This is a genomic window from Brotonthovivens ammoniilytica (genome assembly GCF_025566885.1).
GTDB lineage: Bacteria > Bacillota > Clostridia > Lachnospirales > Lachnospiraceae > Brotonthovivens > Brotonthovivens ammoniilytica.
This window is the reverse complement of sequence record NZ_JAOQJQ010000004.1, coordinates 241,091-257,703: the sequence shown is the minus strand read 5'-3', so window position 1 is coordinate 257,703 and position 16,613 is coordinate 241,091. Positions and strand designations below refer to the sequence as shown.

General features: G+C 55.4%; 16 protein-coding genes. All 16 read left to right on the top strand.

Going from position 1 to position 16,613, the window contains the following annotated elements:
* The first annotated feature begins 10 nt into the window (after window positions 1–10).
* The 16 genes from OCV88_RS16150 to OCV88_RS11030 all read left to right on the top strand — a co-directional run bounded on the left by OCV88_RS16150 (window position 11) and on the right by OCV88_RS11030 (window position 16,608).
* Entirely contained in the window at window positions 11–5,428 is a 5,418-nt protein-coding gene (locus tag OCV88_RS16150; protein WP_416795187.1) for an LPD11 domain-containing protein, read from the top strand.
* An 11-nt stretch (window positions 5,429–5,439) separates the two neighbouring features.
* Window positions 5,440–5,775 carry a DUF3848 domain-containing protein gene (locus tag OCV88_RS11100; RefSeq protein WP_015535525.1) on the top strand — a complete coding sequence of 112 codons (336 nt, stop codon included), beginning with the start codon at window positions 5,440–5,442 and terminating at the stop codon, window positions 5,773–5,775.
* 83 nt (window positions 5,776–5,858) lie between these two features.
* A complete protein-coding gene (locus OCV88_RS11095; RefSeq protein ID WP_015535524.1) occupies window positions 5,859–6,191 on the top strand; it encodes a DUF6664 family protein in 333 nt (110 codons plus the stop codon).
* Between the two features lie 335 nt (window positions 6,192–6,526).
* Window positions 6,527–7,498 (top strand): DUF3991 and TOPRIM domain-containing protein, encoded by a 972-nt coding sequence (locus OCV88_RS11090; protein ID WP_015535523.1) that lies wholly within the window; start codon window positions 6,527–6,529, stop codon window positions 7,496–7,498.
* An 84-nt stretch (window positions 7,499–7,582) separates the two neighbouring features.
* A complete protein-coding gene (locus tag OCV88_RS11085; protein WP_015535522.1) occupies window positions 7,583–8,977 on the top strand; it encodes a helix-turn-helix domain-containing protein in 1,395 nt (464 codons plus the stop codon).
* Window positions 8,978–9,056: 79 nt separating this feature from the next.
* Window positions 9,057–9,248, top strand: coding sequence for a DpnD/PcfM family protein (locus OCV88_RS11080; RefSeq protein ID WP_015535521.1), 192 nt, complete (start codon window positions 9,057–9,059; stop codon window positions 9,246–9,248).
* 141 nt (window positions 9,249–9,389) lie between these two features.
* The gene (locus tag OCV88_RS11075) at window positions 9,390–9,503 is read left to right on the top strand and encodes a DUF3789 domain-containing protein (RefSeq protein WP_015535520.1); all 114 of its coding nucleotides are present in this window, start codon (window positions 9,390–9,392) and stop codon (window positions 9,501–9,503) included.
* A complete protein-coding gene (locus OCV88_RS11070; protein WP_015535519.1) occupies window positions 9,500–9,931 on the top strand; it encodes a plasmid mobilization protein in 432 nt (143 codons plus the stop codon). The genes OCV88_RS11075 and OCV88_RS11070 overlap by 4 nt, the downstream gene beginning before the upstream one ends.
* Window positions 9,891–11,369 (top strand): relaxase/mobilization nuclease domain-containing protein, encoded by a 1,479-nt coding sequence (locus OCV88_RS11065; protein ID WP_207741655.1) that lies wholly within the window; start codon window positions 9,891–9,893, stop codon window positions 11,367–11,369. Before OCV88_RS11070 ends, OCV88_RS11065 begins: the two co-directional genes overlap by 41 nt.
* 6 nt (window positions 11,370–11,375) lie before the next feature.
* On the top strand, window positions 11,376–12,188 hold the full coding sequence (locus OCV88_RS11060) for a PcfB family protein (RefSeq protein WP_015535518.1): 813 nt from the start codon (window positions 11,376–11,378) through the stop codon (window positions 12,186–12,188).
* A 6-nt stretch (window positions 12,189–12,194) separates the two neighbouring features.
* Complete coding sequence (locus OCV88_RS11055; protein ID WP_015535517.1) at window positions 12,195–13,118, top strand: hypothetical protein; 924 nt, start codon at window positions 12,195–12,197, stop codon at window positions 13,116–13,118.
* 15 nt (window positions 13,119–13,133) lie between these two features.
* A complete protein-coding gene (locus OCV88_RS11050; protein WP_015535516.1) occupies window positions 13,134–13,331 on the top strand; it encodes a hypothetical protein in 198 nt (65 codons plus the stop codon).
* Window positions 13,318–15,141, top strand: a complete 1,824-nt coding sequence (locus tag OCV88_RS11045; protein ID WP_015535515.1) for a VirD4-like conjugal transfer protein, CD1115 family — start codon at window positions 13,318–13,320, stop codon at window positions 15,139–15,141. The genes OCV88_RS11050 and OCV88_RS11045 overlap by 14 nt, the downstream gene beginning before the upstream one ends.
* On the top strand, window positions 15,125–15,478 hold the full coding sequence (locus tag OCV88_RS11040) for a hypothetical protein (protein ID WP_015535514.1): 354 nt from the start codon (window positions 15,125–15,127) through the stop codon (window positions 15,476–15,478). The genes OCV88_RS11045 and OCV88_RS11040 overlap by 17 nt, the downstream gene beginning before the upstream one ends.
* Before the next feature lie 73 nt (window positions 15,479–15,551).
* Window positions 15,552–16,388: a VirB6/TrbL-like conjugal transfer protein, CD1112 family gene (locus tag OCV88_RS11035; protein ID WP_015535513.1), complete on the top strand. Its 837-nt coding sequence runs from the start codon at window positions 15,552–15,554 to the stop codon at window positions 16,386–16,388.
* A gap of 16 nt (window positions 16,389–16,404) precedes the next feature.
* Window positions 16,405–16,608: a hypothetical protein gene (locus OCV88_RS11030; protein ID WP_055271107.1), complete on the top strand. Its 204-nt coding sequence runs from the start codon at window positions 16,405–16,407 to the stop codon at window positions 16,606–16,608.
* Window positions 16,609–16,613: the final 5 nt, after the last annotated feature.

The following is a 16,613-nucleotide window of genomic DNA, read 5'->3' as shown; positions in this document are numbered from 1 at the left end:
CATCCTTCCCTTGTTGCAGCAAAGTACACCACCACAAAATGATTATATGCTTTTAAGCCGCCTGAAAGCCGACTGCGACTATTTCTTGGGCGCTGGCGGGCGGGCAGAAAAGCACCTGTGGGCTGGGAACGTGCGAGAGCAAATCGCCAAAATGCGGGAACTCTATGACGCCCTGCCGGAAAAACCGGAATGGCTCACCATGGAGGACATCGACCGCTATGCCCAGCGCATGGAGCCGCCTTACGAAGTGGTGGTGTACCACCACTTTGAAAATGGCTTTGATGAACGGCTGGATTACCAAACGCTGGCGGAGGCCGAACAAGCTGCGCAGAAATATGTGGCCGGCACTATGGAGGGCGAGGATGGCTTTGCCTATGATGGCGCGGGTATCTATGACCTTCAGGAGAACAGATGGCTGCGGGTTTACGGGAACTTCCCTGATGAACGAGCCATTGAGCAGGCAAAACAAGCCCCTGCCGCAGAGGAACCGTCAGCCAGCCCAGAGCAGGCCGATTTACAGCCTAAAAAAGAAGAAGCACTCCCACTGCCGCCGAAGCACCCCCGCCGTGAGCGCATTACTTTCACAACCCTGCACCCGGAGGTCCCCAGGGATCAGCGCCATGATTTCCACATCACCGATGACGCCCTGGGCCACGGCACCCCCAGCGAGAAATACGCGGCCAATGCTGCCGCCATCCGCACCTTGAAGCAGATCGAAGCTGAGGAACGGCTGGCCACGCCCGAAGAACAGGAAATCCTGTCCCGCTATGTGGGCTGGGGCGGCCTTGCAAACTGCTTTGAACAAACCAGCCCCCATTATGAGGAACTGAAATCTCTGCTGGATTCGGAGGAATACGCAGCGGCCAGGGCCAGCTCCCTCACCGCCTTTTACACGCCGCCTGTGGTCATCCGGGGAATCTATAAGGCCCTCGCTCAGATGGGCTTTACCCAAGGGAACATTTTGGAGCCATCCTGCGGCACCGGTAATTTCCTTGGCTTGCTCCCCACAGATTTGGCGGGCAGCAAAGCCTATGGCGTAGAGCTGGATTCCATTTCCGGGCGGATTGCGGGCCAGCTTTACCAGAATGCCAACATTTCCGTAAACGGCTTTGAAACTGTGCAAATGCCCGACAGCTTTTTTGATGTAGCCGTGGGCAACGTCCCCTTTGGGGATTTCAAAGTGCTGGATAAACGGTACGACAAGCACCACTGGCTGATCCACGACTATTTCTTCGGCAAGACGCTGGACAAGGTGCGGCTCGGCGGTATTGTGGCGTTCATTACCAGCAAAGGCACTCTGGACAAGGAAAACTCCAGCGTCCGAAAGTACCTGGCACAGCGCGCCGATCTCATTGGGGCCATCCGCCTGCCGGATAACACCTTCAAGCGGAACGCCGGAACGGAAGTGACCAGCGACATCATTTTCCTGCAAAAGCGCGACCACATCACCGATTTAGACCAGGATTGGGTGCATTTGGACACCGATGAAAACGGAATCCGCATGAACCGCTATTTCGTGCAGCACCCGGAGATGATTTTGGGCGACATGGTGATGGAATCCACACGGTTCGGGCCGGACAGCGCCTGCAAAGCCCGCGAGGGGGAAGATTTATCCGAGCAGCTTGCCAATGCCATCCAGTTTTTGCAGGCGGAAATCAAGCCCTATGAGCTGGAGGAGCTGGACGAGGAGGAAGATCGCTCCATCCCTGCCGACCCCACAGTGAAGAATTTCAGCTACACGATTGCAGATGGGCAAGTATACTACCGAGAAAACAGTCTCATGCACCCGGTGGAAGTCTCCGTCACGGCGGAAAACCGTATCCGTGGCATGATCGAGCTGCGGGAATGTACCCGCAGGCTTATTGAGTACCAGACCGAAGGCTACCCGGATGAGGATATTGCAGCCGAGCAGCAAAAGCTCAACGCCCTTTACGACAGCTTCACCGCCAAGTATGGGCTGCTGAACAGTCGCGGCAACAAGCTGGCCTTTTCGGAGGACTCCAGCTACTGCCTCTTGTGCTCTCTGGAGGTGCTGGATGAGCAGGGCAACCTAAAAAGAAAAGCCGATATGTTCACCCGGCGCACCATCCGGCCCCATGTGGCTGTCACCAGTGTGGATACAGCCAGTGAAGCGTTGGCGGTGTCCATTTCGGAAAAAGCCCGTGTGGATATGGACTATATGGCAGAGCTGTCGGGTAAATCCCCGGAGGAACTGGAAAAAGAGCTTGCCGGGGTGATCTACCGGGATATTCGCTGTGCGGAGAACCCGGAGGACATCCTGCCTTCTTTGGCGGATTTGAGCCGCTATCCTCTTGTCACGGCGGATGAGTACCTTTCCGGGAAAGTGCGCCAAAAGCTGCGGATGGCAAAAGCATTCCTGGAAGTGGCCCCTGACAATCAGAAGGAAACCGCCCGCAGAAATGTGGAGGCCCTGGAAGCCGTTCAGCCCCAGGATTTGGGCGCTGGAGAAATTGGCGTGCGCATTGGCGCGAACTGGGTGCCCATCGAGGTGTACCAGCAATTCATGGTGGAGCTGCTCACCCCCAATTACTATGTGCGGGATCGTATTAAAATCCTGCGCTCCGAAGCCACCGGCCAATGGAGCATCCGGGAGAAAAACGCCGACCGCAGCAATGTGAAAGCCATTACCACCTACGGCACCAAGCGGATGAGCGCCTACCACATCTTGGAGCAGACCCTAAATCAAAGGGATGTGCGGGTATTTGACTATATTGAGGACGAGAACGGCAAGAAAAAGCCTGTCCTCAACAAAAAAGAAACCGCGATTGCCCAGGACCGGCAGGAACTCATCAAGCAGAAGTTTGCCGAGTGGATCTGGAAAGACATCGACCGCCGGGAACTGCTGTGCCGTGTTTACAACGAAACCTTCAACGGCGTCCGCCCCCGTGAGTATGATGGGCGGCACATCCGGTTTGAGGGCATGAACCCGGAAATTTCCCTACGGCCTCATCAGATCAACGCGATTGCCCATATCCTTTACGGCGGGAATACCCTGCTGGCCCACGAGGTGGGGGCGGGCAAGACCTACGAGATGGTGGCCGCTGCCATGGAGATGAAGCGTTTGGGCCTTTGCACCAAGTCGCTGATCGTGGTGCCAAACCACATCACCGAGCAGTGGGCGGCGGAATGGCTCCAGCTCTATCCCAGCGCCAACATTTTAGTTGCCACGAAGAAAGATTTTGAAACCCAGAACCGCAAGAAGTTTTGCAGCCGCATTGCCACCGGGGACTACGACGCCATCATCATCGGCCACAGCCAGTTTGAAAAAATCCCCATGAGCCTGGAGCGCCAGCAGGCCATTTTGGAGCGCCAGATTGAAGAAATCCTGGAAGGAATCGAGCAGGCCAAGGCACAGAAGGCGGAACGCTACACGGTCAAGCAGATGGAGCGTACCCGGAAATCGCTGGAGACAAGGCTGGCCAAGCTCAACGACCAGAGCCGCAAGGATGACACCGTCACCTTTGAGCAGCTCGGCGTGGACAGGCTCTTTATTGATGAGAGCCATTATTTTAAGAACTTGTTTTTGGCGACAAAAATGCGAAACGTGGGCGGCATTGCCCAGACCGAAGCCCAGAAATCCAGCGACCTGTTCATGAAAACGCAGTATCTGGACGAGTTGACCGGCGGGCGCGGCGTGATTTTTGCCACCGGCACCCCTATCTCCAACTCCATGGTAGAGCTTTACACCATCCAGAGGTATTTGCAGTACAGGCTCCTGCAGGAGATGGGCCTTGTCCATTTCGATGACTGGGCGGGGAGCTTCGGAGAAACGGTTACAGCCATCGAGTTATCGCCGGAGGGCACCGGCTACCGAGCCAAAACCCGGTTTGCCAAGTTTTATAACCTGCCGGAGCTGATGGCTGCTTTCAAGGAGGTTGCCGACATCCAAACAGCGGATATGCTTTGTCTGCCTGTTCCCAAGGCAAACTTCCACACGGAAGTGATCCAGCCCTCGGAGCTTCAGAAAGAGATGATAAGGGGGCTGGCGGAACGGGCAGAGAAAATCCGTGCCGGTGGGGTTGACCCCCATGTGGACAATATGCTCCGCATTACCAATGACGGGCGGAAATTGGCGCTGGATATGCGGCTCATCAACCCTCTCGCTGCCGACGACCCCAATGGCAAGGTGGCTGTCTGCGCCCGGAATGTGTTCCGCATCTGGGAACAGACTAAAGAAAAACGCTCTGCCCAGCTTGTATTCTGCGACCTGTCCACACCTACTACCGATGGCTCTTTCAGTGTTTATGACGACCTAAAAAAGAAACTGATGGACGCCGGTATCCCGGAAGAAGAAATCGCCTTTATCCACACGGCAGACAGCGAAGCCAAAAAGAAGGAGCTGTTTTCCAAGGTGCGCGCCGGGCAGGTGCGGGTGCTGCTGGGTTCCACGGCCAAAATGGGCGCAGGCACTAACGTCCAGGATAAGCTCATTGCCCTGCATGACCTGGACTGCCCCTGGCGGCCTTCCGACCTTCAGCAGCGGCTGGGGCGTATCGTCCGCCAGGGCAATGAAAATGAGGAGGTGGAAATCTATCGGTATGTAACGGAAGGCACTTTTGACGCTTACCTCTACCAGCTTGTGGAGAACAAGCAGAAGTTCATCGCCCAGATCATGACCAGCAAGGCCCCCGTCCGTGTGGCGGATGATGTAGATGAAACTGCCCTCAGCTATTCGGAAATCAAGGCATTGGCCACCGGCAACCCACTTATTATCGAGAAGTGCAACCTGGATATGGAGGTGGCGCGGCTCAATATGCTGAAAGCCAGCCACTTGAACCAGGTGTACGCTCTGGAGGAACTGGTGTATCGGAAATACCCGGAGGAAATCACCCGGCTCACGGAACGGATCGCGGGCTATGAGCAGGATGTGGCGCTGGCGGCGGCCCACCCCAAGGCCCAGGAGGGCTTCTGCGGCATGGAGGTGGATGGCAGGCACTACACCGAAAAAGAGGGCGCCGGCAAGGCTATCATTGATGTTTGCACCCGTATGACAGGTTCCGACGCTGTTCTTTTGGGGCAGTACCGGGGCTTTTCCATGGTGCTGGCTTATGATGGCAGGAGCAACGAGTATCGGATCACGCTCAAAGGCACTCTTTCCCATACGGTGACGCTGGGGGCGGATGTGTTCGGCAATATCACCCGCCTGGACAACGCTCTGGAAAACCTTGCAGGCAGCCTGCAGGCCGAGCAGAACAGCCTGGAGGAAACCAAGGCCCAGCTTGAAAACGCCCGCACGGAATTGGCTACACCTTTTGCCCGCGAGGAGGAGCTGGCGGAGAAAACAGCCCGTTTGAAAGAGCTGAATATTCTGCTCAACATGGATGAGAAGGACAAAACATTGATGGACGATACCCCAGACGAGGGCGAGGATGTGCCTGCCCGGAGGGTTGCGGAGCTGGCACGGTAAAGGAGGATACGATGACCAACGAAGAATTAAATACCAGGCTCTATGAGAAAATGTTTGCGGAACAGGAGCAGTTCCGGGATTGGCTGCTCTCCCAACCGCCGGCTGAGATTTTGAACCATGCCTATGAGTACACGGTGCGGGAGGACATCCTGATGTCTCTTGAATACCACGATCTGGAGGATAGTCAGGCCAGGGCGCTGCTGAAATCTGACAAGCCCTTGAAGCAGATTTTTGAGAGGTGGGAGAACCAGGAAACCTCTTATATGGATACGGTATGGGATACTGTCCAGGAACAGGCCAGGGCCGCCGAAGCCAAACAGAAAGCCAAAGCGCAGAAAGAAAGGTGATTGCACATTTGCCATTGCGCTGCGGGGCAGGTATAGTATAATAAAAATCGTGATAAGGGGTGATGATAGATGGACGATGATAGATGGACGATAGCTACTGCCTGCTCCCGGAGCGCATTTCCGAGCAGTTTTCTGAAATCGACAGCGACATCGTGATGGATTTGGCGGCTGCCAGCCCGGAATATACCGAGTTGAAGGCCCAGATGGAGGAACTGAAACGCCAAAATCTTGTGATTGGCGCTCTGCTGGAGGGCAAGGGAGAACTTTCTTTTACCGCTGAGGAGCATGAAGCCTTGAAAGAATTTATCCGGCTGTATATGCGGGCCGATAATATGGAACGGGAACACATCTACTTCCGGGGCCATGCAGACGGATTTGCCTATCTGAAGAAAATCGGCGCTTTCAAAACTGAATAGTTTTTTGGGCGGCATGGAAAAATCCATGCCGCTTTTACATATCCAAATTCATTCGCACCCCCAAAAAGGTCTTGAACAAAACAAGTTTTTACGGATTAGGAGTAAAAACTATTGAAATTCTTGGAGTTTTTGGATATGGCTTAAAGCTGCCGCCCAAAACTGCACATTCCTCATTCATATCTGCATATAAATCGCAAAAGTATATGCAGAAAGTCGATTGGAGCAATCCAGTCGGCTTTTTCCATATCTGAAAAGAGTACAGCCCCTTTTACATAGTCAGCTACCCCACATGGGGCGGCTAATCTATGGCTATGTGAAGGGGGCTGTATTTTTTTATGCCTTTTTACGATTCAGAAGCCATCGAACGGGCAAGGCAGGTGGACCTGCTCACCTACCTGCAAACCTGCGAACCCCAGGAGCTGGTCCATGTGTCCGGCAACGTCTACTGTACCAAGACCCATGACAGCCTGCGGATTTCCAACGGCAAATGGTGCTGGTTTTCCCGCGGGATTGGCGGTTACAGTGCGCTGGACTATCTCATCAAGGTCAACGGCTATTCCTTTTTGGAGGCCATGGAAACTATCTCCGGAAGGGCTGCCATCCCGCCGCCTTCCTTTGTGCCAGCGCCGAAGGAGGAAAAGCCCAAGCACCTGCTTCTGCCCCAGGCCGCCCCGGATAATCGGGCGATGATGGCCTATCTCAAAGGCCGGGGCATTGACCAGGAGATTTTGGACTACTGCGTTCAGACCGGGCGGATTTATGAGAGCCGGAACAAGGGCCACAGCAACGTGGTTTTTGTGGGCTTCGACAAGGATGGCAAGGCGCGGTTCGGCTGCCTGCGGGGAATCAGTGAAGCCCGGTTCCACGGGGATTTAAGCGGCAGTGATAAGCACTTTTCCTTCGCCCTGCCCGCTTGCGTGGAAAATCCGGCAGTCCATCTGTGCGAGTGCGCCATTGATGTGATGTCCTATGCCACTCTCTGCAAGCTGGACGGGATTGACTGGCGGCGGCACAATCTGCTGTCCCTGGCCGGGGTGTACCAGCCGAAGAAAAAGATGGAGGAAAGCAAGCTGCCGGTGGCCCTCACCCGATTTTTGGATGACCACCCCCATGTGAAAACCGTCTATCTCCATTTGGACAATGACACGGCTGGCCGGCTGGCGGCCAAGGCAATCATGGCTGTCATGCCGGAGGGCTACCGTGTGGAGAACAAACCGCCGCCCCGTGGAAAGGATGTGAATGATTTTCTGTGCCACCGGCTGGGGATTCCCATTCGGGGCAGCCACAGCAAAGAGCCGGAGCGGTGAGTTGCCAGTTTTGCAGCTTCGACAGATTCTCCCTCTTGCAAATTGTTATCATATATGTTAACATTAAAGCAGTGAGGTGAGAGTATGGATGAACTGCGCAAACGGCAGAAAATCATATCCCAGCTTGTGGAGGCCCGTCTGGAGCAGGGCATTTCCCAGGCAGAACTGGCAAGGCGGCTGGGAATCCAGCGTTCCGGCATTAACCGCCTGGAAAGTGGGACACAGAACCCCACGCTTGATATGATCTTAAAAATCGCCTCGGCGCTGGGAAAGGATGTTTCACTGGAACTGAACGACAAGGAGGAGCCTATGAGTAATGTTTACAGTCTCCGCATTTATGATACGGAGCTAATGCGCTTTTCCATGGAAAAGCAGGGCTTGTCCGGCCTTGTGGCTGAAATCTTATACACCAACGAGGAGCAGGCCCATTTGCTGCCTTTGGATATGGAGCGCACCGGCGAGGGCGTCATTCATTGGCTGGAGCGGCGGGTTATCCCCAAAAACCGCGCCTTTGTGGACGAGATTTTGAAAACCCTTGGCCTCAGCCACAACGACACCAAGGGAATCATCGACGTGTGCAAGGGGCTGTCGCTCAACGACAGCTATTGGGTGGTGCCGGAAGGATTTGAGGGGGGATTCTCCCAATACAATCTTTACGAAAATCGCTTTTCCGAGATACTGGCGCTGGTGGCCTATACCGGCGCAGGCGGGAGCAGGCAGGCGTTTACCACATCCCCGGAGCTGACCACAGGCGGTATGCTGCCCAAGGCGTGGCGATATGTGGAGCACGATGGGATTTATCTCTACAAGGGCGGCACGACCGGCGCGTCCAATGCGGGCCGGGAGCCGTACTGCGAGTATTATGCTTCGCAGATTGCGGAAACCATGCGTCTGAACGCCGTGCATTATGACCTGGAGAATTGGAAAGGCATTACCGCCTCTAAGTGCGCCCTGTTTACCAACATCGACACAGCCTATATCCCCATCGGGCGCATTGTCCGAACCGGGGGCATTGCCGCCTGCCTTGCCTACTACGACAAGCTGGGGCCGGAGTTTTCCGAGCAAATCCGCAGTATGCTGGTGTTTGACGCTCTGATTTACAATGAGGACCGCCACTTTGGAAACTTTGGCGTCCTGCGGGATAACCACAGCGGCAACATTATTGCGCCCGCCCCCATTTTTGACAATGGGCTGTCCCTGTTCTGCTATGCCGGTAAGGAAGATTATGCGAATCTGGACGAGTATGCAAAAACCCGTTCTAACCCCTACAACATCTCCTATGAGGAAGTGTGTGCAGAGGTCATGGGGCCAAAGCAGAAAGAGCAGCTTCGCCGCATGATCGGGTTCCGGTTCAAGCGCCACGAAAGCCTGGGCCTGCCGGAAGAACATTTGCAGGCCATTGAGAAGCATTTGGAGAGCCGGGTGCGTAAGCTGCTGGCAATCCCCACCCGTCATCTGAAACAGGAGAAGGCGCGGTAAAAACGAATCTCTTTTTTGGAGAGCGTTCTGAAAATGGACGCTCTTTTTTGCTGCCCATTTTTAGAGAGGAGCGTGAGTGATGAACCATTATGATGTTACCATCCGGGAAACGCTGGAGGTGAAAATGAAGGTGGCGGCAAACAGCCGGGAGGAGGCCGAGCAGTTTGCCAGGGACCAATGGAAACGCGGCGAAGTCGTTCTGGACGCCAGCCATTTTACCGGCGTGGAGTTCCATGCCAAGCGGTATTTCCGTGACCGGGGCGAGCGATGAGTTCTTTTTTCGCCTGTCCCGGATTCCCCGCAGGGGAATGGAATGTAGCTGTACCAGCAAGCATCGCCTTTGTGATACCACAAAGGCCGCTTGTTAGGGGGAACGCCCCCTAATACCCCTTTTGAAAGGATGGAGGTTTTCATGGAAGGATTGTTTTTCGCCATTGGATTTCTGCTGGGCGGTGTGGTCGGCGTGCTGATTATGTGCCTGCTTCAAATCAACCGCATAGGCAGAAAGGAGGATTCGGAAGAATGAGAAAACGCAACGTACACGTACAGTTTTGGCTGGACAAAAAAGAGGCGGAAGCCTTCAACAAAAAAGTAAAGCGCAGCGGCCTTTCCCGTGAGGCGTACCTGCGCCATCTGGTGAACGGCCTGGTTCCCCAGGACGCGCCGCCGCCCGCCTACTACGACTTTATGCGGGAGCTTCACCGGATTGGCGGCAACCTCAACCAGATCGCCCAGAAAGCCCATGTGCTGGGCGTCATTGATGAGCGCCGCTATGATGAGGAAATGCGAAAATTCGACCAGCTCGTCCGGGACATCACCAAAGCGGTGATCCTTCCCCGCGCTATGGACACGAAGGGGTCCCCGCGAAGCCTGCTTCGTGGGGAGAAGGAGCACCCGCGAAGCGGTGAGCCTTTTGACGCTTGCGGCAAAAGCGGCAAGCGGAGCGCGGTGTGACGTGGCTACCACGTCTATCTGGCGGGTGAACGGCTGGCTGGGCAAGGTTCTCATCTATATCGAGAATCCAGATAAGACCGAAAATCCTGATTTCTTTGAAAAGCAGGATATGGATGGCAAGGAGGCCCAGGGCCTATCCGATGTGATCGAGTATGCCGTCCAGCAGCAAAAAACAGGCAAGACGGTGGAAAGCGAAGGCGAAACGGTCATGCGGCAGTTTGTTTCCGGGGTGAATTGCAGCCCCTCTACGGCCCGCGATGAGATGATAGCGGTAAAAAAGCGTTTCGGAAAGGAGGACGGGACTGTGGCCTACCACGGCTATCAGAGCTTTGCCCCCGGCGAGGCCACGCCGGAGCTGGCCCATGAGATCGGCCTTGCCCTGGCAAAAAAGCTGTGGGGTGAAAAATACCAGGTGCTGGTGGCTACCCATCTGGACAGGGAAAATCATCTGCACAATCATTTTGTAGTGAACACGGTTTCCTTCGTGGACGGCATCAAGTACCATCGTACCGAGCAGGATTATTTCGATATGCAGCGGGAATCCGACCGGCTGTGCCGCGAGTATGGGCTTTCTGTCATTGAGAACCCCCAGCGGGGAAAATCCAAGCACTACGGGGAATGGCGGGCCGAGCAGGAAGGCCGCCCCACCTATCTCTCCCTCATCAAAGCCGATGTGGATACTGCCATCCGCCAGTCTATGACGGAACGGCAGTTTTTTTATCATCTGCGGCAGATGGGCTATGACGTCAAGGTGGGCAAGGATATTACGGTCCGCCCGCCGAATTACCCCCGTGGACGCAAGCTCATGCGTAACTTTGGCGAGGACTACTCGATGGAGAACATCCGCAGGCGGATTTTAGCCCAGCGCCGCCCCCAGCGGGAACACAGGCCGGAGCCGTTTCGGTGCAGGCTACACGGGGATTTGAAACAGGCCAAAAAGGTGACGGGGTTCCGCGCCCTCTACTTCCACTACTGCTATCTGCTGGGGGTATTCCCCCAAAAGCAGAACCGCCCGCCCAGGCGGGTGCCTCATGCACTGCGGGAGGATTTGATCCGGGCGCAGGAGCTTACCGATGAAGCCTGCCTTCTTTCCCGCCACCGCATTGACACCCTGGAGCAGCTTAACGCCTATCGGTCCGATGTGAAATCTCAGTTTGCCGGCCTGACGGAACAGCGGAAAAGCCTGTACCGGAAACTTCGCACCAAGGCAGTGCTGGCCGACCCTGCCAGGCAGGAGTATATCCGGGCTGAGATCTCCAAACTATCTGCGCAGATCAAGGAGCTGCGCCGGGAGGTGAAGCTGTGCGGGGATATTGCCCTGCGCTCCACTTCCATCAAGGATAAGATACAGGCCGCCCGTGAGGAAGTCTCCGGCAGGGATGAGAAAGCCCGCCAGGAGCCGGAGCAGGGCCGGGCGGCTCCCCCAGGAAGGAGATGATTTTTGATGTATAACTCAGGCGACGCGGCGGAGCAAGTGGTACGGATGAGCCTGGAGGGCGCTGAATTTGCCCTCAAAATCACCGGTTCTGCTGCTAAAAATCTGGCCGCCGCCCTTTACACGGTTCTGAAAGACCAGAAAAAGACCAAGGGCAAAGCCCGCATTGAAGCCATGCTGCGGGAGAAGCGCCCCTTAAAGGTTTACACCATCAAGAAGGAGGATTGCCCGGAGTTTGCCAAGCAAGCCAAGGGGTACGGGATTCTTTATGCGCCCATCCCGGTGAAGAAAGGCGACGACACCATCGACATTCTGGTGTTCGAGGATGACGCTGCCAGAGCCAACCGGATCGTGGAGAAGTTCAAGCTCACCGTTGTGGATACGGCTTCGATCAAGGAGGATATTGAGAAATCCCGCGAACAGCGCGGCAGCGAACCCGCCGCGCCGGAGCAGGCCATGCCGGAAAAGAGTGTGGACGACCAGCTTTTGGATGAGCTGATGGAAAAGCCCACCCAGAAAGAAAAAGCCCAGCCGGAAAATCCGGCAGCGGAGAAGAACGCCCCTTTTGCCCCAGCGGCGGAAAAATCCCCTCCGTCCGAGCCTATCTCCGAGAGCAGCAGCAAGTCCGCAAGGGGTACTTCTGATGGAGCCGAGAAGCCTTCCGTCCGGCAGGAGCTGCGGGACATCCAGGCCCAGCGGAAGAAGGAGGCGGAGGCTGCCAGGGCCGAGGAGCCGGCTGCACCCCAGAAGAAGGCGGCTCAGAAAACAACCCGGCACCAGCCGCCCAAACCCAAAAAGAAGCCCAAATCGAAAGAGAGGTAATCTGTGATGAATAATTTTGACGATCTGTTTGAACAGCAGCCCCAGGCGGAGGCCGCGCCGCAAAAGCAGGAAAGCCAGAAAGAGCGCCCCAAGCGCCAGTGGTGGCAGATCCGGGAGGAAAAACAGCGAAAAGAAGCCTATGCCACCTTGGACCGGATTTTTGGAGAGTTCTCCGAGGGTACGGGCAGTATGGAGGCATATCTGGATGTGCAGAGCCGTTTTCCCTTCCACTCTGCTCGCAATGCACTTCTGATTGGGGATAAATGCCCCGACGCGGTGCGTGTAGGCGGCTACAAGGAGTGGCACGCCCAGGGGATCGAGATTTTGGAGGATGAGAAGCGTTTGCCCATCATCATTCTGGAGCCGGGCAAGGCATACCGGCGTGAGGATGGCAGCGTGGGCCAGAACTTTTACGCCAAGGAAGTCTATGATATTTCCCAGACTACGGCGCGGGATCAGGTTCAGCCCCAGGTGCGCTACGATGACCGTCTGCTCTTAAAGGGCCTGATTGCCAGTTCCCCGGTGCCCATCCGGGCCGTGGAGGAACTGCCACAGGGCCGTGGGGCCATGTTTTCTGCAGAGCAGAACGCCATCCTGGTGAAAAAGGGCATGGACGCGCCGGACATCTTCCGCTGTGTTTCTCTGGAGGTTGCCAACGTGCAGCTTGCCCAAAGCATGGACGGCTATTCCAGAGAGACAGATGGCTACAAAGCCTATGCTGTCAGCTATATGCTCTGCAAGCGGTATGGCGTGGACGCCAAAGAGTATGAGATTTCCAAACTGGACGGCGTGTTTCAGGGGCAGGTCCCCAGGGAGGATATTCCTGCTGCCCTCACCGATATGCGGGATACGTTCAAATCCCTCAATGGCCGTATGGCCAGGGCTATGGGCCTCACCCGCGACAGCAAGCAGAAGGAACAGGAACGGTAAAGGAGGAGTAGACCCATGGAAAAACAGGAAAAAGTCGTCCTCACCCTGGACAGCTATGAGCATGGGATCATGATTCGCGCCCTCAACGAACTGCGCAACGATATGCTGGAGGAACAGCGTGACCCCGGCCCGGTGGAGGACGTTCTGCTGAAAACCATTGACGCCCCAGCCCAAAAAGACAAGAAAGCGAAGCGCCGGGATGAAGCCAGATAATAAGGCGGGCGGCCCCTGGCTCTATGCCCTGGGGCTGGTCCCGGTGATCTGGTTCGCCCTGCTGATTGCGCCTGCCATTTCCGGGGGACTTTCGGAGATCGTCAGCGCCCTGCCTGCGGCAATGAACAATCCATTCAAAATCGTGTGGTGTGAGGACAGTGTAAAAACTGTCCTCATTTTTATTGCCGCCTATGGGCTGGGCATTGGCATTTATCTTTCTTCCCGGCGCAATTACAGACGAGGTGAAGAACACGGTTCCGCCAAATGGGGCGATCCGCGGGCCGTGAATAAGAAATACCGGGACAAGGATCCGTTCAAAAACCGCATTTTTACCCAGCACGTCCGCATGGGGCTGGATGGCCGGAAGCACCGCCGCAACCTCAACACTTTGGTGGTGGGCGGCAGTGGTGCGGGAAAAAGTCGGTTCTACGCCAAAGTGAACATCTGCCAATGCAATACGTCCCTTTTTATTTTGGACTGTAAGGGGGAACTGCTTCGTGACTGCGGCGGCCTGTTGGAACAGATGGGCTATGAGATCAAGGTGGTGGACCTTCTGAACATGGAGAAAAGCCATTGCTACAATCCCTTTGCCTATCTGAAATCCGACAACGATGTGCAGAAGATGGTGACGAACCTTTTCAAAGCCACCACTCCGAAAGGGAGCCAGTCCAACGACCCTTTCTGGGATACTGCGGCCAGTATGCTCCTCATGGCGCTGGTGTTTTATCTGTGGTACGAAGCGCCGGAGGATGAGAAGAATTTCCCCATGATTATGGAGATGCTCCGAGCCGGGGAGGTGCGGGAGGATGATGATTCCTACCAATCGCCGCTTGACGAACTGTTTGACCGGCTGGAAATGCGCTCCCCGGATCACATCGCTGTGAAGTATTACAAGGATTACCGTTCCGGCTCTGCCAAAACGCTGAAATCCATCCAAATCACCTTGGCGTCCCGCCTGGAAAAATTCAATCTTTCTTCGGTGGCGGCTCTTACCGCCACGGATGAACTGGACCTTTCCAGCCTGGGCGAGAAAAAAGTGGCACTCTTTGCCCTCATCCCGGACAACGACGCCAGCTTCAATTTCTTGGTAAGTTTGCTGTATGCCAGCACTTTCCAGGAACTTTTTTATTCTGCCGACCGGGTACACGGCGGTAGCCTGCCCGTACCGGTGCATTTTCTCATGGATGAGTTCGCCAACGTGAGCTTGCCGGATGATTTCGACAAGCTGCTGGCCACCATGCGCTCCCGGAATATCAGCGTTTCCATCATCATTCAGAACATTGCCCAGCTCAAGGCGCTGTTTGAAAAGCAATGGGAATCCATCATCGGCAACTGTGATGAATTTTTGTACCTGGGCGGCAATGAAACGTCCACTCACAAGCTGATCTCTGAGAACTACCTGGGGAAAAGCACCCTCTGGCTGGACACCTACGGCAAGAGCACCGGGCATTCCGGCAGCTACTCCACCAACAACCAGATCACGGGCCGGGAGCTGATGACGCCCGATGAGGTCCGTATGCTGGACAATAACCTGGCCCTGCTCTTTATCCGTGGCGAAGCGCCGCTGATGGATGAAAAGTATGACCTTTTGAAACATCCCAACATCAAGTACACCACCGATGGCGGCGCGCCTGTCTATTCCCACGGCGGCACTGAAAACGCCGTGGCGGATATGACCATTGGCCGCCTCACCCCCGGCGACCTTGCCAATATCCAGGAGCCGGAAACCCTTTACGAACTTCTGTCCGATGAGGACATGGAGAATATCTTTCAATTTAAGGAGGACACCAAAAATGAAACTGTTTCATAAGGAAAGCAAGCAGAAGAAAGAAACCCGCAGCCTGCCCATGGGAAAAAAGAGCCGGAGCGCCTTTGCTGTTTATGCAGCCCTGGTGCTCATGCTGTGCTGCTGCACCACTACGGCCTTTGCCGCCAGCGACCCGTTGACTGTTATCAACAACCTCAGTGATTTCATCTTCGGCCTGATCCGCGCCGTGGGTATGATCCTGCTGGGCTTCGGCGTCGTGCAGATCGGCCTTTCTCTGAAAAGCCATGACCCCAGCCAGAGGGCTAACGGCTTTCTCACCTTGGCCGGCGGTGTTGTGATTACGTTTGCGAAGGAGATTTTGACCCTGATTACCGGCTGATTCTAATAACGGCAGTGTGGGGGCAGGCCCATGGCGGCCTGCCCCTTACCGTTGCCGGAAAGGAGGTTGTTGAATGTCCGATAACTGGGTTGTTCAAAATTTGCAAAATGCCCTCGACACCTGGAACAAGTACCTGTCCGAGATCTGGCAGCTCATCACCCAAAGCCCGGAACAGTTTAAGGGTGGCTCCATCTGGGGCGTCATTGTCAACATCCACGACGCGGTGCGGGCCATTGGCCTTGCGCTTTTGGTGCTGTTCTTTGTAGTGGGCGTCATGCGTACCTGCGGCAGCTTTGCCGAGGTAAAGAAACCGGAGCACGCCTTAAAGCTGTTTATCCGGTTCGCCATTGCCAAAGGTGTCGTGACCTATGGGCTGGAGCTGATGATGGCCCTCTTTAATATCGTCCAGGGCCTCGTTTCAACAATAATGAACGCGGCGGGCTTTGGAACCGCGCAGCAGACGGTTCTCCCCCAGGAGATTGTCACGGCGGTGGAAAGCTGCGGCTTTTTCGAGAGTATCCCCCTCTGGGCGGTGACGCTCATTGGCGGGCTGTTTATCACGATATTGTCTTTCATTATGATAATGACCGTCTACGGGCGGTTTTTTAAGCTCTATTTATACACGGCCATCGCGCCGGTGCCCCTGTCCACCTTCGCCGGGGAACCGACCCAAAACGTGGGCAAGAGTTTTATCAAGAGCTATGCCGCCGTGTGTCTGGAAGGGGCCATCATTGTGCTGGCCTGTATCATCTTTTCCCTGTTCGCGGCGGCCCCGCCTGCTATTGACCCCAATGCGGCGGCAGTCACCCAGGTGTGGAGCTATATCGGGGAGCTGGTCTTTAATATGCTTGTCCTCGTGGGCGCGGTGAAAATGGCCGACCGCGTGGTGCGCGAGATGATGGGCCTGTAAAAAAGGAGGAAAATAAATGCGTTATCAAACCTATGTGCTGCACTTGATTGATGGAACCGCCATCCCAATGGTGGAGGATTACGACCTGCCCGCTGAAAAGGGAATTGTGGGCACTTCTCCAAAGCAGCCCCAGACGAGATTTTTACCGTGGGCGACCGGCTGCTGGGCTTTGCCTATATACCCAAGAGCAGCATTGTTTACCTGGAAACCGGCGATGTGATTGTG